The sequence below is a fragment of the Micromonospora sp. WMMD980 genome (genome assembly GCF_029626035.1).
GTDB lineage: Bacteria > Actinomycetota > Actinomycetes > Mycobacteriales > Micromonosporaceae > Micromonospora.
On sequence record NZ_JARUBE010000003.1, the window covers coordinates 6019453 to 6043732 of the forward strand.

Annotated in this window: 25 protein-coding genes; 13 read left to right on the forward strand and 12 right to left on the reverse strand. The window is 73.2% G+C overall.

The genetic code is table 11. The annotated features are described in order from the left end of the window. Window positions 1–35 precede the first annotated feature (35 nt). Window positions 36–383 carry a co-chaperone GroES gene (locus O7618_RS28415; RefSeq protein ID WP_278109201.1) on the reverse strand — a complete coding sequence of 116 codons (348 nt, stop codon included), beginning with the start codon at window positions 381–383 and terminating at the stop codon, window positions 36–38. Between the two features lie 172 nt (window positions 384–555). Here O7618_RS28415 and O7618_RS28420 point away from each other — a divergent pair, with 172 nt between their 5' ends. Further along, window positions 556–1839, forward strand: a complete 1284-nt coding sequence (locus tag O7618_RS28420) for an AI-2E family transporter (RefSeq protein WP_347405431.1) — start codon at window positions 556–558, stop codon at window positions 1837–1839. A 53-nt stretch (window positions 1840–1892) separates the two neighbouring features. Here the strand turns inward: O7618_RS28420 and O7618_RS28425 are convergent, their stop codons facing one another. Continuing rightward, the gene (locus O7618_RS28425) at window positions 1893–4034 is read right to left on the reverse strand and encodes an ATP-dependent DNA helicase (protein WP_278109203.1); all 2142 of its coding nucleotides are present in this window, start codon (window positions 4032–4034) and stop codon (window positions 1893–1895) included. Between the two features lie 123 nt (window positions 4035–4157). On the opposite strand from O7618_RS28425, the gene O7618_RS28430 reads away from it, so the two are divergent. Then, entirely contained in the window at window positions 4158–4664 is a 507-nt protein-coding gene (locus O7618_RS28430) for a DUF402 domain-containing protein (protein ID WP_278109204.1), read from the forward strand. A 7-nt stretch (window positions 4665–4671) separates the two neighbouring features. On the opposite strand, the gene sigJ is transcribed toward O7618_RS28430, so the two are convergent. Further along, a complete protein-coding gene (gene sigJ, locus O7618_RS28435) occupies window positions 4672–5625 on the reverse strand; it encodes an RNA polymerase sigma factor SigJ (RefSeq protein ID WP_278109205.1) in 954 nt (317 codons plus the stop codon). A 101-nt stretch (window positions 5626–5726) separates the two neighbouring features. Between sigJ and O7618_RS28440 the strand changes: the two genes are divergently transcribed. The 3 genes from O7618_RS28440 to O7618_RS28450 all read left to right on the forward strand — a co-directional run bounded on the left by O7618_RS28440 (window position 5727) and on the right by O7618_RS28450 (window position 8463). After that, window positions 5727–6677 carry a PPK2 family polyphosphate kinase gene (locus O7618_RS28440; protein WP_278109206.1) on the forward strand — a complete coding sequence of 317 codons (951 nt, stop codon included), beginning with the start codon at window positions 5727–5729 and terminating at the stop codon, window positions 6675–6677. 150 nt (window positions 6678–6827) lie between these two features. After that, window positions 6828–7454 (forward strand): DUF47 family protein, encoded by a 627-nt coding sequence (locus O7618_RS28445; RefSeq protein ID WP_089157475.1) that lies wholly within the window; start codon window positions 6828–6830, stop codon window positions 7452–7454. A 4-nt stretch (window positions 7455–7458) separates the two neighbouring features. Further along, the gene (locus O7618_RS28450) at window positions 7459–8463 is read left to right on the forward strand and encodes an inorganic phosphate transporter (protein WP_278109207.1); all 1005 of its coding nucleotides are present in this window, start codon (window positions 7459–7461) and stop codon (window positions 8461–8463) included. A 50-nt stretch (window positions 8464–8513) separates the two neighbouring features. Here the strand turns inward: O7618_RS28450 and O7618_RS28455 are convergent, their stop codons facing one another. Next, window positions 8514–9485: a Gfo/Idh/MocA family oxidoreductase gene (locus tag O7618_RS28455; RefSeq protein ID WP_278109208.1), complete on the reverse strand. Its 972-nt coding sequence runs from the start codon at window positions 9483–9485 to the stop codon at window positions 8514–8516. 85 nt (window positions 9486–9570) lie between these two features. Next, complete coding sequence (locus O7618_RS28460) at window positions 9571–9810, reverse strand: hypothetical protein (protein WP_278109209.1); 240 nt, start codon at window positions 9808–9810, stop codon at window positions 9571–9573. Between the two features lie 607 nt (window positions 9811–10417). On the opposite strand from O7618_RS28460, the gene O7618_RS28465 reads away from it, so the two are divergent. Further along, window positions 10418–11245, forward strand: coding sequence for an NUDIX domain-containing protein (locus tag O7618_RS28465; protein WP_278109210.1), 828 nt, complete (start codon window positions 10418–10420; stop codon window positions 11243–11245). 58 nt (window positions 11246–11303) lie between these two features. Here O7618_RS28465 and pstB read toward each other — a convergent pair whose 3' ends face one another. From pstB to O7618_RS28500, 7 genes are all read right to left on the reverse strand, one after another. Then, window positions 11304–12080 (reverse strand): phosphate ABC transporter ATP-binding protein PstB, encoded by a 777-nt coding sequence (pstB, locus tag O7618_RS28470; protein ID WP_278109211.1) that lies wholly within the window; start codon window positions 12078–12080, stop codon window positions 11304–11306. 20 nt (window positions 12081–12100) lie between these two features. Next, window positions 12101–13189: a phosphate ABC transporter permease PstA gene (gene pstA / locus O7618_RS28475; protein ID WP_278109212.1), complete on the reverse strand. Its 1089-nt coding sequence runs from the start codon at window positions 13187–13189 to the stop codon at window positions 12101–12103. Continuing rightward, on the reverse strand, window positions 13186–14271 hold the full coding sequence (pstC, locus tag O7618_RS28480; protein WP_278109213.1) for a phosphate ABC transporter permease subunit PstC: 1086 nt from the start codon (window positions 14269–14271) through the stop codon (window positions 13186–13188). Before pstC ends, pstA begins: the two co-directional genes overlap by 4 nt. Window positions 14272–14312: 41 nt before the next feature. Beyond that, window positions 14313–15416 carry a phosphate ABC transporter substrate-binding protein PstS gene (gene pstS / locus O7618_RS28485; RefSeq protein ID WP_278109214.1) on the reverse strand — a complete coding sequence of 368 codons (1104 nt, stop codon included), beginning with the start codon at window positions 15414–15416 and terminating at the stop codon, window positions 14313–14315. A 292-nt stretch (window positions 15417–15708) separates the two neighbouring features. After that, complete coding sequence (mshD, locus tag O7618_RS28490; protein ID WP_278109216.1) at window positions 15709–16665, reverse strand: mycothiol synthase; 957 nt, start codon at window positions 16663–16665, stop codon at window positions 15709–15711. Window positions 16666–16732: 67 nt separating this feature from the next. Beyond that, the gene (locus O7618_RS28495; RefSeq protein ID WP_278109217.1) at window positions 16733–17557 is read right to left on the reverse strand and encodes a polysaccharide deacetylase family protein; all 825 of its coding nucleotides are present in this window, start codon (window positions 17555–17557) and stop codon (window positions 16733–16735) included. A gap of 142 nt (window positions 17558–17699) precedes the next feature. Continuing rightward, entirely contained in the window at window positions 17700–18419 is a 720-nt protein-coding gene (locus O7618_RS28500) for a response regulator transcription factor (protein WP_278109218.1), read from the reverse strand. Window positions 18420–18664: 245 nt separating this feature from the next. Here O7618_RS28500 and O7618_RS28505 point away from each other — a divergent pair, with 245 nt between their 5' ends. From O7618_RS28505 to O7618_RS28530, 7 genes are all read left to right on the forward strand, one after another. Then, window positions 18665–19714, forward strand: coding sequence for a hypothetical protein (locus tag O7618_RS28505; RefSeq protein ID WP_278109219.1), 1050 nt, complete (start codon window positions 18665–18667; stop codon window positions 19712–19714). Window positions 19715–19796: 82 nt separating this feature from the next. Beyond that, complete coding sequence (locus O7618_RS28510; RefSeq protein ID WP_278109220.1) at window positions 19797–20579, forward strand: DUF2993 domain-containing protein; 783 nt, start codon at window positions 19797–19799, stop codon at window positions 20577–20579. A 94-nt stretch (window positions 20580–20673) separates the two neighbouring features. Beyond that, the gene (locus O7618_RS32300; protein ID WP_310503780.1) at window positions 20674–20751 is read left to right on the forward strand and encodes an Ms5788A family Cys-rich leader peptide; all 78 of its coding nucleotides are present in this window, start codon (window positions 20674–20676) and stop codon (window positions 20749–20751) included. Window positions 20752–20946: 195 nt separating this feature from the next. Next, window positions 20947–21795 (forward strand): sulfurtransferase, encoded by an 849-nt coding sequence (locus tag O7618_RS28515; RefSeq protein WP_278109221.1) that lies wholly within the window; start codon window positions 20947–20949, stop codon window positions 21793–21795. Between the two features lie 2 nt (window positions 21796–21797). After that, the gene (locus tag O7618_RS28520; RefSeq protein WP_278109222.1) at window positions 21798–22130 is read left to right on the forward strand and encodes a DUF1416 domain-containing protein; all 333 of its coding nucleotides are present in this window, start codon (window positions 21798–21800) and stop codon (window positions 22128–22130) included. Between the two features lie 188 nt (window positions 22131–22318). Then, a complete protein-coding gene (locus O7618_RS28525) occupies window positions 22319–23374 on the forward strand; it encodes a hypothetical protein (protein ID WP_278109223.1) in 1056 nt (351 codons plus the stop codon). Window positions 23375–23428: 54 nt separating this feature from the next. Further along, on the forward strand, window positions 23429–24277 hold the full coding sequence (locus tag O7618_RS28530; RefSeq protein WP_278109224.1) for a hypothetical protein: 849 nt from the start codon (window positions 23429–23431) through the stop codon (window positions 24275–24277). Window positions 24278–24280 lie beyond the last annotated feature (3 nt).

Genomic DNA, 24280 nt, shown 5'->3' on the forward strand with positions numbered 1-24280 from the left:
TGGGCTTCCCGTCCCGAAGGGCCGCAAACGGAGGGTTACAGGTAGAGCCCGGTCGAGCCGGTCGCGGTGCTGTCCACCCGTTCCGCCGCCACCGCGTGGACGTCGCGTTCGCGCAGCAGCACGTACGCCCGGCCGTGCAGCTCCACCTCGGAACGGTCGTCCGGGTCGAAGAGCACCCGGTCCCCGGCGACGATCGAGCGCACGTGCGGCCCGACGCCGACCGCGGCGGCCCAGGCCAGCCGCTTGCCGACCGCCGCGGTCGCCGGGATCACGATGCCGGCGGTGGAGCGGCGTTCCCCCTCACCGCCCTCGGTACGCACCAGCACGCGATCGTGCAGCAGGCGGATGGGCAGCCCGGCGTCGAGACTCTGGTCGGCGGTCACGCGAAGACGCTACCGCGTGCCCCGCTGCCGGTTCCGTGGTGGTTGCCGCGCGCGGCGACGGGGCAATGTGTGGCGGGACCGCCCTACGGTGGGGCGGTCGAACGTATCCTGTTCCACCTGTGACGTGGGTGGACCAGCTTTGCGGGAGGTGCGCTTGAGCCGCTTCGAGCGGATGCGCGGACGGCTCCGCCGCGCGTACGAGTCGGGTCGTGAGGCGGCCGCGGCCGGCCGGTCCGAACCCGACCCGACTCCCGGCGAGGCGGGCGGCGTCGCGTCGCCCGGCGCGCCCGGTCCGGCGGCACCGGCGGCGGCGATGGTGGTGGGCGCCGAGCCGCCGGCCGCGATGCACAACTCGACGGTGAGCCGCGACGACACCGAGGTACCGCACGCGCTGCGGATCGCCGCCGCGTGGTGCTGGCGGCTGATCGTGATCGGGATCGTCACCTGGGCGCTGCTCAAGATCGTCGGCACGATCAGCATCGTGATCATTCCGTTGACCGTCGCCCTGTTGCTCTCGGCGCTGCTCGCCCCGGCGGTCGGCTGGCTGCTCAAGGCCCGCTTCCCCCGCTCGCTGGCCACCGGCGTGGTGCTCGTCGGCGGCCTCGCCGCGGTGATCGGCACGCTCACGCTCGTGGTCAACGAGTTCATCCAGGGCGTGCCGGAGCTGAGCGACAAGTCCTCCCAGGGCGTGCGGCAGATCCAGGACTGGCTCAAGACCGGCCCGCTGCACCTCTCCGACAGCCAGCTCAACCGCTACATCGACGAGGCGCAGAACTGGATCAACGGCAACACCGAGCGGTTCACCAGCGGCGCGCTCAGCACCGCCGCCACGCTCGCCGAGGTGCTCACCGGCACCGTCCTGGTGCTCTTCGCGACGTTCTTCTTCCTCCGCGACGGCAACAACATCTGGCGGTTCCTGGTCCGGCTGCTGCCGGTCGCCGCGCGCTGGAAGGTCGACGACGCCGGCCGCGCCTCCTGGTCGACGCTCGGCGCGTACGTCCGGGCCACCGTGCTGGTCGCCTTCATCGACGCCGTCGGCATCGGCATCTTCCTGGTCGCCTTCCACATCCCGTTCGCGTTCCCGCTGGCCGCGCTGGTCTTCCTGGGCGCGTTCATCCCGATCGTCGGCGCGTTCCTGTCCGGCGTGGTGGCGGTGCTGGTGGCGCTGGTCGACAGCGGGCCGGTGACCGCCCTGATCATCCTGGGCGCGGTGATCGGCGTGCAGCAGGTCGAGGGGCACGTGCTCCAGCCGCTGATCATGGGCCGGGCGGTGGCCATCCACCCGCTCGCCGTGATCATCGGGATCGCCGCCGGCGTGGTGCTGGCCGGTATCGCCGGCGCGCTGGTCGCGGTGCCGCTGATCGCGGTGCTCAACACCGCGGTCCGGCGGCTCGCCGCGCGTACCGTGCCGGACACCCCGCCGGACGCGGTGGTGGTCGCCTCCCAGGCGCCCTGACCCGCGCCCGATCCACCGACGCCCGCGTCACCCCGCCCGGGGCGACGCGGGCGTCAGCTCTTGGCCAGCCGTTCCAGCGCGCCCCGGGCCACCTCGGGGCGGGTGGTGTACCAGAACGGGGGCAGCGAGCGACGGAGGAACGGGCCGTAGCCGCGCGCCGTCTCCAGCCGCGAGTCGAGCACCGCCACCACGCCCCGGTCGCCGGTGGCCCGGATCAGCCGGCCGACGCCCTGCGCCAGCCGGACCGCCGCGATCGGCACGCTCACCGCCGCGAAACCGGACCCGCCGCCGGCGTCCACCGCCGCCGCCCGGGCCGCGGCGAGCGGCTCGTCGGGCCGGGGGAACGGCAGCCGGTCGATCACCACGAGCTGGCAGGCGTCGCCCGGCACGTCCACCCCCTGCCAGAGCGACATCACCCCGAACAGGCAGCTCTCCCGCTCCTGCCGGAACCGGCGCACCAGCAGCGGCAGCGCCTCCTCGCCCTGGAGCAGCACGGGCAGGTCGGTCCGCGCCCGGAGCAGCTCCGCCGCCTGCTGCGCGGCCCGCCGCGACGAGAAGAGCCCGAGGGTACGCCCGCCGAGCGCGCCGACCAGCGCCAGCAACTCCTCGCCGGCCGCCGTGGGCAGCCCGGAGACGCTGGGGCGGGGCAGGTGCGCGGCGACGTAGAGGATGCCCTGCCGGGCGTAGTCGAACGGCGAGCCGACGTCGAGCGACCGCCACCCCGGGCCCTCGGTTGCCGGGACCGTGCCGATCGCCGCCCGGCTGCCCTCGGTGCTCGCCACCGCAGCCGGGCCGACGCCCCGACCGGAGGCCGCGGCGGTGGCCATCGCGGCGGCGGCCGGCGACGGCGGGGCGGGCGGCGGCGCCTCCAGCCCGAGTGCCCGGGCCACCGTGTCGAAGCGCCCACCCAGCGCCAGCGTGGCCGAGGTGGCGACCACGGTGCGCTCGTCGTAGAGGTGGGTGGCGAGCGTGCCGGCCACCGACAGCGGTGCCACCACGAGCGCCCGGCGGCTGCCGTTCTCCGGCTTCTCCACCCAGGCCACGTCGTGGTCGCCCTCTTCCAGCAGCCGCTGGGCGGTGGTGGACAGCTCGTCCAGCACGGCCTTGGCCTGCTGCTTGCGGACCGGGTCGGGGTCGTCGGCCTTCACGTCGCCGATCGTCTCCAGCGCGGCACGGGTCGCCGAGTCGAGCAGCGTGCACGCCTCGCGCAGCGCCGGCGGCAGGCCGGCGGTGAGCCGGCCGGCCGGCGTCTCGGCCAACCCCACGGCCAGCGCGTCACCGGCCTCGGTGAGCCGGTCGGCCAGGTCGGGGCGGAGCAGCGGCCGGGCCCGCCGGGTCGACCTGTCGACCAGCTCGGGCACCAGCTCGGCCTGGGCCGCCGAGGAGACCCGGTCGGCCAGCTCGTGCGCCTCGTCGACCACCAGCAGCCGGTGCGGCGGCACGATGTGTCGCCCGGCGAGCATGTCCACGGCGAGCAGGCTGTGGTTGGTCACCACCAGGTCGGCCTCGCGGGCGCGGGCCCGGGACGCCTCCGCGAAGCACTCCTGCCCGAACGGGCAGCGGGACGCGCCGACGCACTCCCGGGCCGGCATGGAGACGCTCCGCCAGACCTGGTCGTCGACGCCCGGATCCAGCTCGTCGCGGTCGCCGGTGGCGGTCTCCTCCGCCCAGTCGCGCAGCCGTTGCACCTGCTTGCCCAGCCGGCCCGCCTCGCCGAGCCACTTCGTGCCCCCGCCGGAGCCGGGCGCGTCGAAGAGCGTGTCGTCCGGCTCGTCCTCGACGGAGCTGTCCAGCCGGGCCAGGCACAGGTAGTGGTGGCGGCCCTTGAGCACGGCGAAGGTGGGGCGGCGGCCCAGCACCGGCTCGACCGCGTCGGCCAGCCGGGGCAGGTCGTGGTCGACGAGTTGGGACTGCAAGGCCAGGGTGGCGGTGGAGACCACCACCGGGCCGTCCACGGTCAGCGCCGGGGCCAGATAGGCAAGTGACTTGCCGGTGCCGGTGCCGGCCTGCACCAGTAGGTGCTCGCCGGAGGCGATGCTCCGCTCGATCGCCTCGGCCATCTGCTGCTGGCCGGGGCGGGTCGCGCCGCCCGGCACCGCGCCCACGGCGGCCGCCAGCAGCTCCCCACCGCTCGGGCGACCGCTCCGGCGCTTCTTCGGAACGGCGATGCCGGAGGCGGTGCGGGACGGGCTCACCGTGCGACCGTACCCGCCGGCACCGACGCCGGTCCGGCCGCTCCGGCGGCGTGGCGCCCGGCGGGTCGCGTCCGGTTACCTGCCGATCGCGTGGCGTGGCCGGAATCGGTTAGGGTGCCAGGCATGCCGAGCGACGTGGTCCGTGTGATCTACCGCAAGTTCGACGGCAGCGCCCACCGCGACTACCCGGCCCGCCGGCTCGCCGAGGACGACCTCGGCGTCTGGCTCGGAGTGCCGGCCGGCACCGAGTCGGTCTACCACGGACGGCCCTCGGTCGAGCAGATCCCGTTCGTCCTGCTGGTGCCCCGGCACGGCTGGTGGACCGGCATGTTCAACCCACCGCCGCGCACCAGCGAGGTCTACTGCGACATCGCCACCCCGGCCCGCTGGGAGGGCGGCGAGACGGTCCACCTGGTCGACCTCGACCTGGACGTGGTGCGCCGCCGCGAGACCGGTCTCGTCGAGCTGCGCGACGAGGACGAGTTCGCCGAGCACCGGGCCCGGTGGAACTATCCGGACGACCTGGTCGCCGAGGCCGAGGCGGCGGCCCGCTGGCTGCTCGGGGCGCTCGGCGACGGCAGTGAGCCGTTCGCCACCTCGTACCGGAAGTGGTTGGCCCTGGTGGTCTGAGCCGTGCTCACCAGCGCGGCGGCCAGGCGGCGTCCGGGCCCAGTGGCGGCAGGCCGCCCACCTTCTCCGGGTTGAGCTGGTTGAACACGCCGGTGACCCGCCCCTCGTGCACGGCGAAGGAGGTGACCATGCGCATCGTCCGTCCGTCGCGCCAGGGCAGCTCGGCGTGCCAGCCCAGCGCGCCGTCGACGAGCACCGGCCGCGCGCGCAGGCCGCCCCGCCGGCGGGCCTGGTCGAACAGGCCCAGGAGCAGGCGCGCGGCGGCCTCGGCGCCGACCACCGGGCGGCGGGCCGCCGGGAAGTGGCCGCCGGAGTCGCCGATCGACACCGCGCCGGGGGCCAGCACCCGGACCAGTTGGTCCAGCTCGCCGGACTCCACCGCCGCGACGAAGGCGCTGAGCACGCGTCGCTGCTCGGCCAGGTCGGCGCTGTGCCGGGGTGCGTCCGGCCCGCGCGCCGCCCGCCGGGCCCGGGACGCGAGCTGCCGGGCCGCCTCGGGCGTCCCGCCGAGCACCCCGGCGACGTCGGCGAACGGCACGGCGAACACGTCGTGCAGCACGAACGCCACCCGCTGCTCGGGCGTCAGCCGCTTCAGCACCACCAGCAGGGCGGTGCCGACCTGGTCGGCGCGGACCGCCCGTTCGGCCGGGTCGGGGGCGAACCCGTCGGCCGCCGGCACGCCGGTCACCACCGGCTCCGGAAGCCACTGACCGGGATACGCCTCGCGGCGCACCCGCGCCGAGCGGAGCACGTCCAGGCAGACCCGCGAGCAGGTGGTGGTCAGCCAGCCGCGCAGGTCCCGGACGCGGGCGCGCTCGACCGGGTCGGCGAGCGCGCCGGCACACCGCAGCCAGGTCTCCTGCACGGCGTCCTCGGCCTCGCTCCGGCTGCCGAGCATCCGGCGCGCCACCGCCAGGAGGTGCCCCCGCTCCGCCTCGAACTCCTCCACCAGCGCATCCACCCCGTTATTCTCCCGCCCCGCCTCCTCGTCCGGTGGTTCGTAAAGCGGACGTACCGGGCACGCCGTACGCATGATCGCGTCTGAAGGGTGAGGATCGGGGAATGAGTGGCGTGGTGGGGCCCGAGGACGGGTCGATGCGGGAGTTGTTGCGGGTGAGGTCGGGGCCGGTGGACCTCGCGGCGATCGACCCGCGCTCGATGCCGGGGCTGCCGAAGACGGCCGGCCGCGGGTCGGCGCGCAAGGAGTGGGCCCGCGGCCAGGTCGAGCTGATCGGCGCGGAACTCGCCCGGCAGCAGGAGATGCTGTACGCCGCCGCGCAGGTCGCCGCCGGCCCGGGCGGCGCCACCAGCGCGCCCACCCAGGCCGGCGCGAACCTGGCGGGAGACCGGCCGCGCCGGGTGCTGCTGGTGCTCCAGGCCATGGACTGCGGCGGCAAGGACGGCACAGTCAAGCGGGTGGCCGGCGCGATGAACCCGCTCGGGCTGCACATCCGCTCCTTCGGCCCGCCGACGAAGCAGGAGCTGCGGCACGACTTCCTGTGGCGGATCCGGCGGGCGCTGCCACCGCCCGGCTACGTGGGCGTGTTCAACCGCTCGCACTACGAGGACGTGCTGATCGCCCGGGTGGAGGGGCTGGTCGACGAGGCCACCTGGCGCTCCCGGTACGAGATCATCAACGACTTCGAGCGGGAGTTGGCCGAGCACGCGGTCACCGTGGTGAAGGTCATGCTGCACATCTCCCACGCCGAGCAGGGCGAGCGGCTGATGGAGCGGCTCACCGACCCGACGAAGTACTGGAAGTACAACCCCAGCGATCTGGACACCCGGGCCCGGTGGGACGAATACCAGGCCGCGTACGCCGAGGCGATGGAGCGGTGCGGCCCGGACGCCGCGCCCTGGTTCGTGGTGCCGGCGGACCGCAAGTGGTTCCGCGACTGGGCGGTGGCCCACCTGCTGCGGGAGACGTTCGACGGTTTGGATCTGGGGTATCCGGCTGCCGATTTCGACGTAGAACGGGAGCGTGACCGGTTACGTGACCAGGGCGCACGGTAGTCAGGTGAACGGAAGGTGAACGAGCGGTGAATCGGGCCTGACCAGGGGTGGGCCGGTCGATGCCCGGTTCCACCGGGTCCCTAGCATGCCCAGAGCAGGTGCCCCCCGGGGCGACGGCCACCCTTCCACCGACACGACGAGGTCCGTGCTGTGAAGTTTTCCTTCCGTCCCACCGAGGGCGCCTTCTACGAGCTCTTCACCAGGGCCGCGCAGAACCTGGTGAAGGGGACCGACCTGCTCAACGAGCTGGGTCTGCCCGGCGCGGACGTGCAGTCGATCAGCGAGCGGCTGACCGAGGTCGAGCACGACAGCGACCAGATAACCCACGACCTCTACAAAAAGATCAACTCCACCTTCATCACCCCGTTCGACCGGGAGGACATCTACCGGCTGGGCTCGCTGCTCGACGACGTGATGGACCACCTGGAGGCGGTCGGCAACCTGCTCTACCTGTACGGCCTGACCAAGCTCCCGTCGCTGCCGCGCGAGCTGCACGAGCTGGTCAACGTGCTCGACCAGCAGGCCAAGCTCACCGCCGAGGCGATGCCCCGGCTCAAGTCGATGAAGGACCTCGAGGACTACTGGATCGAGTGCAACCGGCTGGAGAACGACGGCGACCAGGCGTACCGGATGCTGCTCGTCCGCCTCTTCTCCGGTGAGTACGACGCGCTCACCGTGCTGAAGATGAAGGAGGTGGCCGACGAACTGGAGGCCGCCTGCGACGCCTTCGAGCACGTGGCCAACACCGTCGAGACCATCGCGGTCAAGGAGTCCTGATCCCGTGAGTCCCGAACTCATCGCCGTGCTGGCGGTGATCGCGGTCGCCATGGCGTTCGACTACACGAACGGCTTCCATGACGCGGCCAACGCGATCGCCACCAGCATCTCGACCCGGGCGCTGACGCCCCGGATCGCGCTCGCCCTGGCCGCCGTCGGCAACTTCGTCGGCGCGCACTTCGGCGCCGGGGTCGCCAAGACCGTCGGTGACGGGCTGGTCACGCTTCCGACCGGGGTGGAGAGCCTCGGCGTGGTCTTCGCCGGGGTGCTCGGCGCGATCGCCTGGAACCTGATCACCTGGTACTTCGGCCTGCCCTCCTCCTCCTCGCACGCCCTGTTCGGCGGCCTGGTCGGCGCGACCCTGTTCGCCGCCGACGGCATCGTCCAGTGGGGCAACATCCTGGAGAAGGTCATCATCCCGATGGTGCTCTCCCCGGTGGTCGGCCTGATCCTCGGTTTCCTGGTGATGCTCGCGATCATGTGGCTGTTCCGGAAGGGGCAGCCGGGCAAGCTGAACCGGGGCTTCCGGATGGCGCAGACCGTGTCCGCCGCCGCCATGTCGGTCGGCCACGGCATGCAGGACGCCGCCAAGACCATGGGCATCATCGTGCTGGCGCTCTACACCGGCGGTTTCCAGGGGAGCAAGACGCACATCCCCGGCTGGGTGTTCTGGACCTCCGCGACGATGCTGGCGCTCGGCACGTACGCGGGTGGCTGGCGGATCATCCGGACCCTGGGCCGGAAGATCATCGACCTCGGCCCGGCGGAGGGCTTCGCGGCCGAGACCGTGGCCAGCGCGGTGCTCTACTTCAACGCGCTGGTGCTCAAGGCGCCGATCTCCACCACTCACACGATCACCTCGGCGATCATGGGGGTGGGCGCGACCAAGCGGCTCTCCGCGGTCCGCTGGAACGTGGCCGGCAACATCGTGATCGCCTGGATCATCACGTTCCCGGCCGCGGCGGCCATCGCCTGCCTCGCGTACCTGCTGGTCCGGCCCCTGTTCTAGGAGAAGGAGGGGCCCCTTCTTAACGCCTCCGGTAGAGAAGGGGCCCCATCTCACACCGCGTAGGAGACGCCGATCCGGGCTTTGATGTCGTCGATCAGGGCCATGATCTCCAGCGTGGCGGCGTGCGGCACCAGCGGGCTCTCGGTGAGCCCGGCCGCCAGGCAGCGCTGCACCTCGATCGCCTCGTACTGGTAGCCGCCGCCGGTCAGGTCCGCCGGGATCGTCTCCGGCTCGGCGCCGAGCCGGTGCAGCACCGCGGACCCGGGCCGGAAGAACGGCTCGGGCAGCTCGATCCGGCCGGTGGTGCCGGTGATCGACGCGGTGATCGCGGTGGCGCCGACCATGCCACAGCTCAGCGTCGCCACCGCGCCAGAGTCCCAGCCGAGCACGATGCCGGTGTTCTCGTCCACCCCCTCCGGGCTCAGCGTCGCCCACGCCTGCACGTGCTGCGGAGCGCCGAGCACCAGGTGGGCCACGCTCAGCGGATAGACGCCGAGGTCGAGCAGCGCGCCGCCGCCCAACGCGGGATTGCGCATCCGGTGCTCGGGCGGGAACGGCCCGGCCACCCCGAAGTCGGCCCGGACGTGGGTGACCTCACCGATCGCGCCGTCGGAGATCAGCTCCAGCACCCGCAGGATCAGCGGGTTCGTCCGCATCCACATGGCTTCCATGAGGAAGAGCCCGCGGGCGCGCGCCGTCTCCACCAGTTCGACGGTGGTCGGCAGGTCGAGCGTGCAGGGCTTCTCCACCAGCACCGCCTTGCCACCGGCCAGGCAGGTTAGCGCCGCCTCGTGGTGCGCGGCGTGCGGCGTCGCCACGTAGATCGCGTCCAGGTCCGGGTCCGCGGCCAGTTCGGCCCAGGAGGCATACGCCCGGGGCACGTCGTGCCGCCGCGCGAACTCCTCGGCGCTCTCCCGGGTACGCGACCCGACCGCCACCAGTTCCGCGCCCGGCGCCAGCCGCAGGTCGGTGGCGAAGGCGGCGGCGATGTGTCCGGTGGCCAGGATTCCCCAACGCGTCATGCCGGCACGCTATCCCGCCCGGCGTCCACCCCCGCAGGATGATCCAACGATCGGGACGCGCGTCGGGCCCGCCCGGGGCCCGGCGTTACGCCACCGCGTCCTGGCCGGCGGCCCGGCGTTGCGCCACCGCGTCCTGGCCGGCGGCCCGGCGTTGCGCCACCGCGTCCTGGCCGGCGGCCCGGCGTTGCGCCACCGCGTCCTGGCCGGCGGCCCGGCGTTGCGCCACCGCGTCCTGGCCGGCGGCCCGGCGTTGCGCCACCGCGTCCTGGCCGGCGGCCCGGCGTTGCGCCACCGCGTCCTGGCCGGCGGCCCGGCGTTGCGCCACCGCGTCCCGGCCGGCGGTCCGGCGTGCGCCGCCACGCCTCGGGCGGAGGGGCCGCCGAGACGTTCGCGCGTCTCCGGTTCTCCGTGGCTCCCTGCCGCCCCATTCGGCGACAACGGAGCGTAAAGGTTGCGCAGAGTCATCGCCTCGGGCGATCTCCAGCGCAGATTCCGACCTCATCGCTCGCTCACCGGACATAAAGGTCGGCCATCGGCCGACAGCCCGCGACCGCGCGGCTGCCTTTGCTCTGCAGCCCTCTACGCAGCGGTCACCGTTGGTTGCTGCTGCGCCAATGGCTGCAGAGCAAAGGTGACGGGGGAGAGACCTGGCGGCGCGGATCACCGCCACGCAGGGTGACAGGAGGGGTTTGTCGCCGGGCGTTCCGTGCCCAGCGGGGCGGTGCGGGGCCGGGCGGGGCCGGGCCGGGCGGGGCGGTGCGGGGCCGGGCGGGGCCGGGCCGGGCGGGGCGGTGCGGGGCCGGGCGAGCTGGCAGGACATGGCGGAGTCGACGCGGGCGCCGCTGGCGGTCCCCAAAGACGGTCGAACCGGGTCCGGTCGGGCGGCGGGATCCGGTCCGGCCGGATCGCCGTACCGGAACTAGGCTCGCGCCATGACGATCGACGGCTTCGCCGCACACCCTGCCCTGGTGGAGCACGCCCGCCGGTTCCAGGCCGAGGGCGGTTTGCCCGCCGTGCCCCGGGTCGCCGCCACCGTGCTGCTGCTCCGCCCGACCGGCGACGACTTCGAGGTCTATCTGATCCGGCGGGTGGCGGCGATGACCTTCGGCGGCATGTACGCCTTCCCCGGCGGCGGGGTGGACCGGTCCGACTCGCAGACGCACCTCGGCTGGGCCGGGCCGGAGCCGGCGGCCTGGGGGGAGCGGTTCCGGCTCGACCCGGCGGACGCGCAGGCGGTGGTCTGCGCCGCCGCCCGCGAGGTGTTCGAGGAGGCGGGCGTGCTGCTGGCCGGCCCGGACGCCGACACCGTGGTCGGCGACGTGAGCGGCGACGACTGGGAGGCCGCCCGGCAGGATCTGGTGGGCCGGCGTACCGGCTTCGCCGACCTGCTGGCCGGGCGTGGGCTCACGCTCCGGTCGGACCTGCTGTTGCCGTGGACCCGGTGGATCACGCCGGAGTTCGAGCCGCGACGCTTCGATACGTACTTCTTCGTCGCCCTGCTGCCCGAGGGGCAGCGGACCCGCGACGTCTCCGGGGAGGCCGACCACACGCTGTGGCTGCGACCGGCGGACGCGCTGGCCCGGGCGGAGGCGGGCGAGCTGACCATGCTGCCGCCGACCATGGTCACGCTCGGCGAGATCGCCGCCGCCGGCGACCTCGCGGGCGTGGCCCGCGCGGCGGCGGAACGAGACCCGGGTACGCCGATCCTCCCGCACATCGAGGACCTGGACGGCCCCGAGCCGCGCTTCCTGCTGCGCTGAGGTTAGGAGGGGCCCCCTGTTATACAGAATGCGTTAACAGGGGGCCCCTCCTTACACCTCAGCCGAAGCGGCCGGTGATGTAGTCCTCGGTCTTCTTCTGGGTGGGGTTGCTGAAGATCTTCTGGGTGTTGTCGTACTCGATCAGGCGGCCCGGGTCGCCGGTCTTCTCGATCGAGAAGAACGCGGTGCGGTCGGACACCCGCGCGGCCTGCTGCATGTTGTGCGTGACGATGATGATGGTGAACTTGTCCTTGAGCTGGAACATCAGATCCTCGATGGCCAGCGTGGAGATCGGGTCCAGCGCCGAGCACGGCTCGTCCATCAGCACCACCTGCGGCTCGACGGCGATGGTGCGGGCGATGCAGAGGCGCTGCTGCTGACCGCCGGAGAGGCCGGCGCCGGGCTTGCCGAGCCGGTCCTTCACCTCGTCCCACAGGTTCGCCGAGCGGAGCGCCTTCTCGGCGGCCTCCTCCAGGATCGACTTGCGCCGCACGCCGTTGAGCCGCAGGCCGGCCACCACGTTGTCGAAGATGCTCATGGTGGGGAACGGGTTCGGCCGCTGGAAGACCATGCCGATCATCCGGCGGACCGCGGTGACGTCCACGTCCCGGTCGTAGATGTCCTGGCCGTCGATGGCCAGGTTGCCCTCGACCCGGGCGCCGGGCAGCACCTCGTGCATCCGGTTGATGGACCGCAGGAACGTCGACTTGCCGCAGCCGGACGGGCCGATGAGGGCGGTCACGGTCTTCGGCTCGACGGTCAGGTTGATGTTCTCGATCGCCTTGAAACCGCCGTAGTAGGCGGTCACGTTGGCGGCTTCGACGCGCTTGGCCATGGTGGCGGTACCTCCGGGGTTCATCGGCCGAGCCGGTTTCGACGGGCCAGCAGCTTCGCGGCGACGGTCAGGACGAGGACGAGCGCGACCAGAGTCAGCGCCGCGGTCCAGGCCCGCGCCGGCGAGTACTTCGACGCCTCGCCGGCCTGCTGATAGACGAAGAGCGCCAGCGACGACTGGTTGTTCTCGAACGGGTTGAAGTTGATCGCCGCGCCGCCGCCGGCGACGAGCAGCACCGGCGCGGTCTCACCGGCGGCCCGCGCGATCGCGAGCATGATGCCGGTGACGATGCCGGGCAGCGCGGTCGGCAGCACGACCCGCAGGATGGTCTTCCACTTCGGTACGCCGAGCGCGTACGCGCCCTCGCGCAGCGGCGCCGGCACGAGCCGGAGCATCTCCTCGGTGGACCGCACCACGGTGGGCAGCATGAGCACGCTCAACGCCAGCGCGGCGGCGAAGCCGGAGAAGCTCGGCCGGCCGTCGTTGAACCAGGGCGAGACGATGAGCACCCAGAAGGCCAGCACGAACAGGCCGGTGACGATGGACGGGATGCCGGTCATCACGTCCACGAAGAAGCGGATGGCGAACGCGAACCGGCCCCGGCCGTACTCGACCACGTAGATCGCGCACAGCACGCCGAGCGGCACGGTGATCAGCGCGGCGATGCCGACCTGCTCCAGCGTGCCGACGATCGCGTGGTAGGCGCCGCCGTTGGCGTCCCGCGCCCCGATGTTGTTCATCGAGGTGCCGAAGAAGTCGGCGTCCAGCCGTCCGGAGCCCTTGCTCACCAGCGTCCAGACCACCGACGCCAGCGGCAGCACGGCCAGCACGAAGGCGGAGTGGATCAGCGCGCTCCAGATCCGGTTACGGGCCGACCGTCGGCCCTCCACCGCGTTCGCGGCGGCGAAGAGACCGATCAGGTAGAGCAGCACGCCGAGCACCACGACCAGGACCGCGCCGCCGATACCGGCGCCGTAGACCAGACCGGCCGCGAGCAGCAGCGCCGCGACGGCGAGGGCGGGCGCGGCGTACGCGGGAAGCCGCCGGGCCCGCAGCGTGGCCGGCTGGGCCGGCGGGCGCGGGCGGCGGGGGGTGAGAGTGGAGGTCATGCCGCGGACTCCGTGAACTCGCGCCGCCGGTAGATGATCGCCCGGGCGGTGATGTTGACGATCAGCGTGATCGCGAAGAGCACCAGACCGGAGGCGATCAGCGCGCCCCGGCCGGTGTCGTTCGCCTCGGCGAACCGGTTGGCGATGTTGGCGGCGATCGAGTTGCCGCCGCTCTGCAGGATGTTGAACGAGATGGCGTACGTCGAGCCGAGGGTCAGCGCGAGCGCGATGGTCTCGCCGAGCGCCCGGCCCAGGCCCAGCATCACCGCGGCGATGACACCCGGCCGGCCGTACGGCAGGACCGCGGTGCGGATCATCTCCCAGCGGGTGGCGCCGAGCGCGAGCGCGGCCTCCTCGTTGGCGGTCGGGGTCTGCCGGAACACCTCGCGGGAGAGCGAGGTGACGATCGGCAGCACCATGATCGCCAACACCACGGAGCCGAGCAGGATCGAGCTGCCGTACGGGCCGTCGCCGAAGATCGGGATCCAGCCGAAGTAGGTGTGCAGCCAGGCGGAGAGGTCGGCGACCGGGCCGGCGAAGTAGTCGCGGCCCCAGAGGCCGAAGACCACGCTCGGCACGGCGGCCAGCAGGTCGATCAGGAAGCCCAGGCCGTTGCCGAGCCGGCGCGGGGCGTAGTGCGACAGGTAGAGGGCGATGCCCAGCGCGACCGGCACCGCCATGAACAGCGCCAGCAGCGAACTCAGCACCGTGCCGAAGGCGAGCGCGCCGATGCCGAACTTCGGCGGGTTGTCGTTCGGGAACCAGCCCTCGAAGGTCCAGAAGGACTCGGTGTTGGCCCGCAGCGCCGGTACGGCCTTGGCGATCAGGAAGATCGCGATGGCCGCGATGATGACCAGCACGGTGCTGCCGGCGGCCAGGGTCAGGCCGTGGAACGCCCGTTCCGCGCCGAAGGCGCGGGCGCGCGGGAGGCCGCCGCCCCCGCCGAGGTCGCCGCCGGGGCGGCCAGGGTTTCCGGAGCGCTCGGCCACACGCGCCGAGGCACCGGCGGGCCGCTCGTGGCTCGTGGCCACGGGGGTCCCGCCGGTGCCGGCGTGCGCCGAGCGGTGAGGGGTGTCACCCATCTGCTCGCTCGCTTCGCGTTGAGGAGGTGTCGTTCAGGGCGTCAGGAGAGGCTCTTGACGGCGGCCTCGACCTTGGCGCGGACGGCGTCCGGCAGCGGGGCGTAGCCCAGCTCGGCCAGCTCCTGCTGGCCCTCCGCGCTGGCGGCGTGGCCGAGCAGGCCCTTGACCAGCGGCAGCTTGTCGGCGGCGAGGCCCTTGCTGCAGACGATCTCGTAGGTCGCCAGGACGATCGGGTAGGCCCCGGCCTCCTTGGTGTTGTAGTCGATCGACATCTTGAGGTCGTTGCCCTGGCCCTCGAACTTGGCCCCGGCGATGGTCTTGCCGGCCGAGTCACCGGTCAGCTCGACGAATTCGCCGGCCCCATTCTTGATCTTGGCCATCTTCAGGGCGGAGTTCTCGGCGTACGACAGCTCGACGTAGCTGATGGTGCCGTCGGTGCTCTTGACCTTGCTGGCCACGCCGTCGGACTTGGCCGCGCCGACGCCGCCCGGAGCCTTCCACGCCTTGGCGTTGCCGAAGGTCCAGTCCGCCTCGGCGGTCTTGGAGAGGTACTTGGTGAAGTTGTCGGTGGTGCCCGACTCGTCGGAGCGGTGCACCGCCTGGATCGCGGCCGACGGCAGCTTGGCGTCCGGGTTGTCGGCCTTGATCGCCGCGTCGTCCCACTTGGTCACCTTGCCGGCGAAGATCTTCGCCAGGGTGGCCGGGCTGAACTGGAGGTTGTCCGCGCCGCTGACGTTGTAGACGACCGCGACCGGGCCGATCACCATCGGCAGGTTGAGGGCCTGGCCGCCGGCGCACTTCGCGTCGGCCTGCGGCTGCTCCTCCGGCTTGAGCGCGGAGTCGGAGCCGGCGAAGTCGGCGGTGCCGGCGATGAACGCCTGGATGCCGGCGCCGGAGCCGCTCGGCTCGTAGTTGATCGTGGTGCCCGCGCACTTCTGCTGGTACGCCTTGATCCACTCGGCCATGGCGTTCTTCTGCGCGGAGGAGCCCTGCGCGTTCAGCGTGCCCTTGCCGCAGTCGACGGCGGCGGCGGAGCCGGAGGCGGAACCGCCGGTCGGCTCGTTGTTGTCCGAGCCGCAGGCGCTGAGACCGAGAACCGCGGTAAGAGCGAGACAGGCGATGGCGCCGTGCCGCTGGAGCTTCACTTGAGGGGTTTCCCTTCACGTCTTTGGTCAGGTCGCCCGGGGTTGCCGGGGGCCGGCGCTGACCGGCTTGACGTGAAAGTTAGGAGGGCCAGGTGGACGGTTCGCCGGTCGGAAGTGAACGGGCGATGAACACGTTCGGCCGACGGGATGGCCGTAGGCTGAGGTGGGCCTGTCCATTTCGTGAACTCGCGGCCCGCTATCGCCTTTAAGGCGATTTATCCGGGCAGTCGTTACCGCGCCGAGCCGTCCGCGTGACGCTCCCGTGACCGCCCGCCGAGGTCTTCGTCGCCGATCAGTCGCGCTGGTAGTTGACGTGCGCGGACCAGCGGGCGAAGCCGAGCCGCTCGTAGAGCGCGACCGCCCCGGTGTTGCTCTCGTCGACGTAGAGCATCACCCGGTCCAGCCCCCGCGCGTCGCGCAGGTGGGCCAGGCCGGCGGCGGTGAGCGCCCGACCGAGCCCGCCGCGGTGGACCGACGGGTCGACGCCGAGCACGTAGACCTCGCCGATCCGGGCCGACCCGGGCCGCTCGTGCACCTTGGTCCAGTGGAAACCGAGCAGCCGGCCGGTGGCGGAGTCCACCGCGAGCAGGAAGCCGGCCGGGTCGAACCACGGCTCGGCGATGCGCACGCGCAGGTCGTCGAGGGTCCACCGGCCCTGCTCGGGGTGCTGGGCGAACGCCGCGTTGTTGACCGCCAGCCAGGCCTCGTCGTCCTCACCCGGGCGGAACGCCCGCAGCTCGACGCCCTCGGGCAGGGCCGGCGCGGGCGGCGCGGCGGTCAACGGGCGGCGCAGCTGCCAGAGCACGCGGGCGCGGGTGAAGCCCAGGTCGACCGCGAGCGCGGCGGCTGACGGGTGGTCCCCGTGCGCCCAGGCGCCCAACGGACCGGGTTCGGCGGCGGCCAGCACGCCCCGGGCCAACGCCCGGCCGGTGCCCCGCCGCCGGTGCGCCGGATGCACCACCAGCTCCACGCCGACCCCCTTGGCCGGGTCCGTGGTGTCGAGGTGCGCGTACCCGGTCAGGGTCCCGTCGGCCGCGCGGGCGGTGAGGTGCACGGCCGGCGCCCCGGGGTCGCGCATCCGCAGGAGCACGTGCTCGTCGAGCGGGTCGGCGCCGTCGGCGTCGCCGGCGGCCCGGGCCAGCGTCAGCACCTCGGCCACCTCGGGCGCGGTCAGCCGGTCGGCGGGCGACACCCGGTGGCCCGGCGTCGCCGTGTCGGGACCGCCACCACTCGTCGGCTCGGTGCTCATCCCCGTCACGGTAGCGGCCTCCGGGCCGCCGTTCGCGGTGGAGCGACGCGGTCGGGAGTGGTGCTCGTCACGCGGCGCCGGTGGGCAGCGGCTCCAGCTCGAACCGAGCCAGCAGTTCGGGCAGCAGCCGTTGCAACGCGGCCACCGTGCCGGAGCGGTCGCCGCCCGCGTCGTGCATCAGCACGATCGCCCCCGGGCCGGTCTGGGTGCGGACGGTGGTCTCGATGGCGGTGGGGCCCGGCGTCTTCCAGTCCGAGGGGTCGACGCTCCAGTGCAGGGGGGTGAGGCCCAGCTCCGTGCAGGCCGACACCACCTGCGGCGTCCAGACCCCGCCCGGCTGCCGGTAGTAGGCGACGTGGGCGTTCGGCGCGGCGGCCAGAATGGCGTCGTTGGTGCGTCTCAGGTCCGCCCGGATCGTCTCCGGGGTGCGTCTGCCGAGGTTGACATCGTGCTTCCAGGAGTGGTTGCACAGGGTGTGCCCCTCGGCCGCGATCGACCGGACCAGGTCCGGGTAGTTCTCGGCGTTCTCGCCGACGACGCAGAACGTGGCCCGCACGCCGTACTGGCTCAGCAGGGCCAGCACCTGCGGCGTCCATCGCGGGTCGGGGCCGTCGTCGAAGGTCAGCGCGACCCGGGCGGAGCCGGTGCTGACGTGCGCGCCGTACGGGCCCGTTCCGTCGGCCGGGTCCGGGGTCGGGTCCGGGCTCGGCGTGCCGGGGTCGCCGCTCGGCGGTTGGTCGGCGTAGCGGGGGCCGTAGGCCGAGGTGGTCGCGCCCGCCGTCGACGGGTGCTGCTCGGGAACCAGGCTGCGGCCCAGCGCGTACGCGGAGGCCAGCAGCCCGGCGAGCACGGCGGTGACGACCGCCACCGCCTTCAGCGTCGAGCCGGACATCAGTGGTACCGGCCGTTCGCCGCCCCCGTGGTCACCACACGCACCGTTGACTCCCCTCATCCTGACGAATCCGGCAGTCAGGATATGAGGGACTCAGTGGGCAAATAGTGCGTATGGGAAAAGTTGCCCCGGTTGGGCGCGGTCAGACCGGCAGCGGGGCCGGCTCCGACTCCGGCAGCGAGCGCGACGGCGGCACGACGAACTTGTAGCCGACCTGGCGGACCGTGCCGATCATCGACTCGTACTCCGAGCCGAGCTTGGCGCGCAGCCGCCGGACGTGCACGTCGACCGTGCGGGTGCCGCCGAAGTAGTCGTAGCCCCAGACCTCGCGCAGCAACTGGTCGCGGGTGAAGACGCGCCCCGGGTGCTGGGCGAGGAACTTCAGCAGCTCGAACTCCTTGTAGGTCAGGTCGAGCGGCCGGCCCTTCAGCTTCGCGGCGTAGGTGTCCGGGTCGATGTTCAGCTCGCCGGCCCGGATCGAACCGCCGGCGCCGGCGACGGCGTTGCTCAGCCGGCCGACCGCGAGCCGCAACCGCGCCTCCACCTCGGCCGGGCCGGCCCCGGCGAGGATCACGTCGTCCACGCCCCAGTCGGCGTTCAACGCGATCAGGCCGGCCTCGGTCACCACCGCGACCAGCGGCACGCCGATCCCGGTGGCGTGCAGCATCCGGCAGGTGGCCCGCGCCTCGCTCAACTCGGAGCGAGCGTCCACCAGGACCGCGTCCGGGGTCGGGCCGGACACCAGGGTGCGCACGTCACGGGGTGCGGTGCGCACCGAGTGCGGCAGCAGGTCGAGTGCCGGCAACACCGCCGACGGCTCACCCGCCCGTGCGGTCACGAGCAGCAGGAGCTCCACGATCACCTCCGTCCCGGCGGCCCTTCGGCCGCGCGCGACCAGCGGCCCACCCGGTGCGGGCGGCGCTGTGAACTTGCGTGGGTCCCGGCGTCGCTGACGGGCGGGGTAACGGGTTGAGCGTAACCGATGGTCCGGTCGTCACCTTCGCGCCTTTTCCCGTTTGCCCTTTCTGCCCTCGATCGCGGCGCAGGTTTTAACGTTGCCGAAACCGTGACCTCCGCCGAGCCGCCCGGGTCTGGCACGATCGGGGCGTGTTTCCCTCCACCTCGCGCGACGCCGGTCGTGACCCGTGGGCCGACGACCCGTCCTCCGGGTCGTCCGCCCCCGCCCGTGGCTACCCGCCTGCCCCGCGCACCGGGCCGGCCGAGGAGGAGGGGGCGCGGCGGGAGCGCAAGGGCCCGCGCCGGCTCCGCAAGGGCGGCCCCGGCCGCCGCCCCGAAGACGCCTCGGACGGCGCGTCCGAGGAGGACGTGCCGCCGGTGGAGTTCCGCCGGCCGCTGGCCCTGACCGTGGCCGGCTTCGCCGCGCTGCTCGGCGTCGGCCTGGTGCTCGGGGCGCAGACCGCCGGCCCGGGGCACCGGCTGCCGTTCGCGGTCATCATCTTCGGCGTCCAGCTGCTCTACGTGCTCGCCTGGACGATGGCCATGCGACCGCCCGCGCTGCTGGTGGTCGCGCTGGTCAGCGCCGGCACCGCGGCGATCGCCGACGTCGCCGCCGTGCGGTCGGACATCGCCGGCCTGGCCCCGCTCGGCTACGCCGCGGTCGCCGGCCTCGTGCTCGGTGTGCTCGGGCAGCTCGTCCGCCGGGTGGACCGGGTCCGGGTCACCGACTCGCTGGGCGGCACCCTGCTCATCGTCGTCGGGGTGGTCGCGTTCGCCTCGCTGATCGTGCTCAGCCGGATCCCCAAGGGCACCCAGGCGATCACCGTCTGTCTCACCGCCGCCGGGGTGGCCCTGCTGGTGGCGCGGCTGACCGACGCCGTGGCGCCGTGGCCCCGGCTCGCCCCACAGGTGCCCCGCGGCGCGGCGGGCGTCGTCGCGGGCGCCATGATCGGCACCCTGACCAGCGCCGTGCTCGGCAGCTACCTGGTCGGCTTCACCCCGACCAGCGCCGCGCTGGTCGGCGTGGTCACCGCGGCCACCGCCGTGCTGGCCGACCTCGCCGTGGGATACGCCGAGGCGGGCCGCCTGATGGCCGGTGAGCCGCCGACCATGTGGGTGGCCCGGCACATGCAGGGGCCGCTGGGCGGCTTCGCGCTCGCCGCGCCCGCCGCGTACGCCATGTGCGTGCTCTTCCTCTGAGCGCCCGGTTGGAGAAGTCCCGCCCCGGGTAAGTACGGTTGCGCCGCGAGACGCGGTGACGGCGGCGAGGCTTGGAGGCGGCGTGGCAGAGGCGTACCCGGCGGAGGGCCGGCCCCGTCGCCGGGGCCGGAAGGTGCTGATCGGTTTCGTCGTCCTGCTGCTGGTGCTGGCCGGGCTGCTCGTCGTCGCCGACCGGGTGGCTGCCGGCGTCGCCGAGCGGGCCATCGCCGACCAGGTGCGTCAGGAACTCGCCAAGCAGGACGCGCAGTCCGCCGCGCCCAAGGTCGAGGTGGGTGGCTTCCCGTTCCTCAACCAGGTGCTGGCCGGCAGGTACGAGCGCATCTCGATCCAGCTCACCGACGTGAAGGGCAACGTGCAGGGCGGCGCGGTGGACGTGCCTCGATTGGACGTGGACGCCCGCAACGTGACCGCCTCGCTGGACACGCTCCGCTCCGGCCAGGGCGACGTGGTGGCCGAGACCGTCGACGGGCGGGGCACCGTCACCTACGACAGCCTGGCCAAGCTGATCAAGCGGCCCGGCCTGACGCTCGGCGAGCGCGACGGCAAGCTGGCGGTGACCGCCCCGGTGGACATCCTCGGCGTCAAGCTGACCGTCAACGGCACCGCCGACGTGACAGTGGCCGGCGGCAAGGTGGCGCTGCGGTTCAACGACCTCACCGCCGAGGGCCTGCCGAACGTGGCGCTGGCGCGGACGCTGCTGGCCAACTACGCCAAGAGCATCTCGATCGACGTGCCGCTGCCGGAGCTGCCGTTCCAGCTCAACCTCCGCAAGGTCCAGCCGACGCCTGCGGGCCTGGTGGTCGACGCGGACGCCAAGAACGTCCCGATCAACTCCGCCGGCTGAAAGCTGGCCGGGCGCTCCCGGCTGGCGGTGCCGACGTCTCGCATGCTGGTCGGATCGATGGCGCATGCCGGGACGGCTGGTAGTGTCCCTGCCCATGGGGACCCACCTCACCAAACGGCGCGCGGTCGACCTGTGCCGCGTGGCCACCTGCCTGTGTCGCCCCGTCATCTGACGGCGGGGCTGTCTCCGGCCGCCTGAGCGGCCATCGGCACCAAGGGTCCACCACACCCCCCGAACGCCCGGCAGCGGCGCCGTCGCACGTACCCGTGATCCGTTCCTAGCTCTGGGTCCCGCGCGTGGTGCGACAACCACCGACTTCGATCTCCGCGCGCAGGCTCACCACCCATCCTCACCAGGGAGTGATCTGATGAGTCGCGACACCGCACTCGTCTCGGCCGAGTGGGCCGAGAAGAACCTCGACACCCCGGGCGTCGTCTTCGTCGAGGTCGACGAGGACACCTCGGCCTACGACACCGGCCACCTGGCCGGCGCGATCAAGCTCGACTGGAAGACCGACCTCCAGGACCAGGTCCGGCGGGACTTCGTCAACCAGGAGCAGTTCGCCGCGCTGCTCTCCAAGCGGGGCATCGCCAACGACGACACCGTCATCCTCTACGGCGGCAACAACAACTGGTTCGCCGCGTACGCGTACTGGTACTTCAAGCTCTACGGTCACCGCGACGTCAAGCTGCTCGACGGCGGTCGCAAGAAGTGGGAGCTGGACGCCCGCCCGCTGGTCTCCGACGCGGTGACCCGCCCGGCGACGCAGTACGTCGCGCAGGCGCCGGACACGTCGATCCGCGCGTTCCGCGACGAGGTGGTCGACGCGATCGGCACCAGGAACCTGGTCGACGTGCGCAGCCCCGACGAGTACGCCGGCCGGCTGCTCGCCCCGGCCCACCTCCCGCAGGAGCAGGCGCAGCGGGCCGGGCACGTGCCGACCGCGATCAGTGTGCCGTGGTCCAAGGCGGCCAACGAGGACGGCACGTTCAAGTCCGACGACGAGCTGCGCAAGATCTATGCCGACGCCGGGCTGGACGACGGCAAGGAGACGATCGCCTACTGCCGGATCGGCGAGCGCTCGTCGCACACCTGGTTCGTGCTCCAGGAGCTGCTCGGGCACCGGAACGTGAAGAACTACGACGGATCCTGGACCGAGTACGGCTCGCTCGTCGGTGTGCCGGTGGCGCTCGGCGACGAGCCCGGGGAGGCGTGACCATGACCGCTCCGACCGCTCCGACCGCTGCCGGCTGTGCCGCGCCGGACCAGGCCGCCCCGCTCCCGGCCAGCCTGGACCTGGAGAAGGAAACCGTCATCACCGGCCAGGTGCTGGCCGAGTCCGGCGAGGCCGTGCCGGGCGCGTACGTCCGGCTGCTCGACTCGACGGGCGAGTTCACCGCCGAGGTGGTGACGTCCCCGGCCGGCCAGTTCCGCTTCTTCGCCGCGCCGGGCTCGTGGACGCTCCGGGCGCTGTCCCGGCACGGCAACGGCGACACCGCCGTGACCGCCGCGCGCGGCATCAACGAGGTCACCGTCACCGTGAAGGTGTAAGGAGCGGCCCCCTGTTAACGCTTCCGGTAGAGGAAGGGCCCCTTCTTAACACCTGCGCCGCCTGACAGTGCTGAGATCGTGGCCCGCCGCCCCCGTCCGGGGTGGCGGGCCACGGGCGTCCACGGCGGTCCTTGCCCGGGCGTGGCACGCTGGGCGGCGGCGTTCCGCCGCACCGAAAGGGGACCGAGGTGCCTGACGACGTCGCCGGCTACGCCCGTCGCTACCTGGTCGACTTCATCGACGGCAACCGGGGCGAGGAGATCGCCCGCGAGCTCGCGCCGCCGGCGGGGCGGTCCGGCCGGTCCCGTCCGTTCGACGTCTCGGTCGCCAGTCTCGACCAGGATCTCTCGTTCCTCACCAAACGGGCCACGCTGGTCACCGCCAAGCTGGTTCTCTCCCAGCCCGGCGGCGCCTTGTGCTACCTGGCGAACCGTGAACGGTGCAAGCGGTGCGGGGAGGATCCGTCCCGCTGCGGACGGGAGTGCCGGTTCGAGGACATTCAGATCGACGACCTCTACGCCGAGTGCGAGGACCTGGAGAGGCTCGGCGCGTACCTGCGGGACTGCGCGCCGCTGCTGGAGAGCGGCCAGTTGGTCTACTTCCCGCAGACCTCCCGCCGCAGCCACCTGGAGTCCCGCGCGCCGGACGCCCAGTCGACCTCGTCGCCCTTCGACAGCGTCGGTCGGATCGAGCTGGGGGACCACCCGGACCGCACGCTGGACCTGATCGTGAAGGGGCACCGGGTCGTCGACGTGCCGAGTGGAGACCCGGTCAAGGCGCGCCTGGTCACCCCGCTGCTCCGACTGGACCTGCCGATGCTGGAGGGCACCTCGCTGCGCGACTACTGCGCCATCCTCACCCAGGAGGGCGACGCGCTCGCCGCGACCCAGGCCTACCTGCGGGGGCGGATGCTGGACGTCGACACCGATCCGGAGAAGGCGCTGGTGCAGTTGGCGAAGCTCGACGCGGAGATCCAGGAAGGTGTGCGCGCGGCGCGTTCCGAGGTCGCCCGGGTGGCCCGACGGTCGGCCGTGCAGGCCGCCGGCGCCGCGGTGGCGACCGTCGCGGCCACCCTGGTCGCGGTGGAGGGCGCGCAGTTGGCGCCGGTGCTCGGCATGCTCGGGGCGGGCGGTTTCTTCTCCGCCGTGCTCGCCGCCGACCAGTACGCCGACCGGCGCGGTGAGCTGCGTCAGCGGCCCTTCTACCTGCTGTGGCTGCTGTCCCGCCGGTCCGTCCCGGCCTGACCGGGGTGCCGAGGCGCGGGCGGGCGGTTCGCCGACGCGTGGCACCATGACCCGGTGAGTGCCGTCCCGCCGGGCTACGCCCCGCCCACCCGTCCCGACCAGCCCGGTTCCGGCCGCCGCCGGCAGCGCTGGTTGGTGGCCGCCACGGTGGTGTGGGCCGTGCTGCTCGCCGGGCTGACCTGGTGGTCCGTCCGCGACGATCCACCCACCGTCAAGGAGCAGCGCTCGCTGGACCAGGCCGGTCCGGTGGTGGACCGGGCGATCGGCGAGCTGAGCGCCGCGATCGGCACGGTCGGGGTGCCGGCGCTCCTGCCGGACCGGCTGGAGCGCGACTGCCGGGTGACGCCGTTGGAGCGCGGCGCGGCGCTGGAGCGCGGCATCGAGGTGGCGACCGCCGGCGGTGACGCCCGGGACGTGCTGCGTCGGGTGGCCGACCGACTGCCGTCCGTTTGGCGGGCCGGCGTCTCGTCGTTCGACGGCGAGCCGCTGCTGCGCGCCGACGCCGGCGACTTCGTGGCGGTCGAGGGCCGGCCCGGCGGGCCCGGGCGGGTGCTGCTGACCGTCGCCACCGGCTGCCGTCCGGTCGGCGCGGGTTACCGCGCCCCGGCCGCCGACGCGGCCGGAGAGTCCGCCGCGCTGGCCGGCGCGCTGGCCCGGTGGGGCGGCGCGAGCGGGCCGGTCCAGGTGCTGACCGCGCCCTGCCCCGGCGGTGGCACCGTCCGGACCGCCCGTGCCGAGGCGGCCGCGCCTGCCGACCAACGGCTGGCCGCCGCGTTCGGCGCCGGCGCCGCGCCGGTGGTGGACTCCGTCGACAGGTACGCCCGGGCGGGTGAGCAGGCCGTGCTGGCGGAGCGGGTCGACGAGCGGGTCCGGGTGGCGGTGACCACCCCCTGTCCGTCCTGAGTC

What these genes read in the sequence shown, in the direction of transcription:
- O7618_RS28420 (WP_347405431.1), top strand. Translation starts at nt 556, where the DNA reads ATGCGCGGACGGCTCCGCCGCGCGTACGAGTCGGGTCGTGAGGCGGCC.
- O7618_RS28430 (WP_278109204.1), top strand. Translation starts at nt 4,158, where the DNA reads ATGCCGAGCGACGTGGTCCGTGTGATCTACCGCAAGTTCGACGGCAGC.
- O7618_RS28440 (WP_278109206.1), top strand. Translation starts at nt 5,727, where the DNA reads ATGAGTGGCGTGGTGGGGCCCGAGGACGGGTCGATGCGGGAGTTGTTG.
- O7618_RS28455 (WP_278109208.1), bottom strand. Translation starts at nt 9,485, where the DNA reads ATGACGCGTTGGGGAATCCTGGCCACCGGACACATCGCCGCCGCCTTC.
- O7618_RS28465 (WP_278109210.1), top strand. Translation starts at nt 10,418, where the DNA reads ATGACGATCGACGGCTTCGCCGCACACCCTGCCCTGGTGGAGCACGCC.
- pstB (WP_278109211.1), bottom strand. Translation starts at nt 12,080, where the DNA reads ATGGCCAAGCGCGTCGAAGCCGCCAACGTGACCGCCTACTACGGCGGT.
- pstA (WP_278109212.1), bottom strand. Translation starts at nt 13,189, where the DNA reads ATGACCTCCACTCTCACCCCCCGCCGCCCGCGCCCGCCGGCCCAGCCG.
- pstC (WP_278109213.1), bottom strand. Translation starts at nt 14,271, where the DNA reads ATGGGTGACACCCCTCACCGCTCGGCGCACGCCGGCACCGGCGGGACC.
- mshD (WP_278109216.1), bottom strand. Translation starts at nt 16,665, where the DNA reads ATGAGCACCGAGCCGACGAGTGGTGGCGGTCCCGACACGGCGACGCCG.
- O7618_RS28495 (WP_278109217.1), bottom strand. Translation starts at nt 17,557, where the DNA reads ATGTCCGGCTCGACGCTGAAGGCGGTGGCGGTCGTCACCGCCGTGCTC.
- O7618_RS32300 (WP_310503780.1), top strand. Translation starts at nt 20,674, where the DNA reads ATGGGGACCCACCTCACCAAACGGCGCGCGGTCGACCTGTGCCGCGTG.
- O7618_RS28515 (WP_278109221.1), top strand. Translation starts at nt 20,947, where the DNA reads ATGAGTCGCGACACCGCACTCGTCTCGGCCGAGTGGGCCGAGAAGAAC.
- O7618_RS28520 (WP_278109222.1), top strand. Translation starts at nt 21,798, where the DNA reads ATGACCGCTCCGACCGCTCCGACCGCTGCCGGCTGTGCCGCGCCGGAC.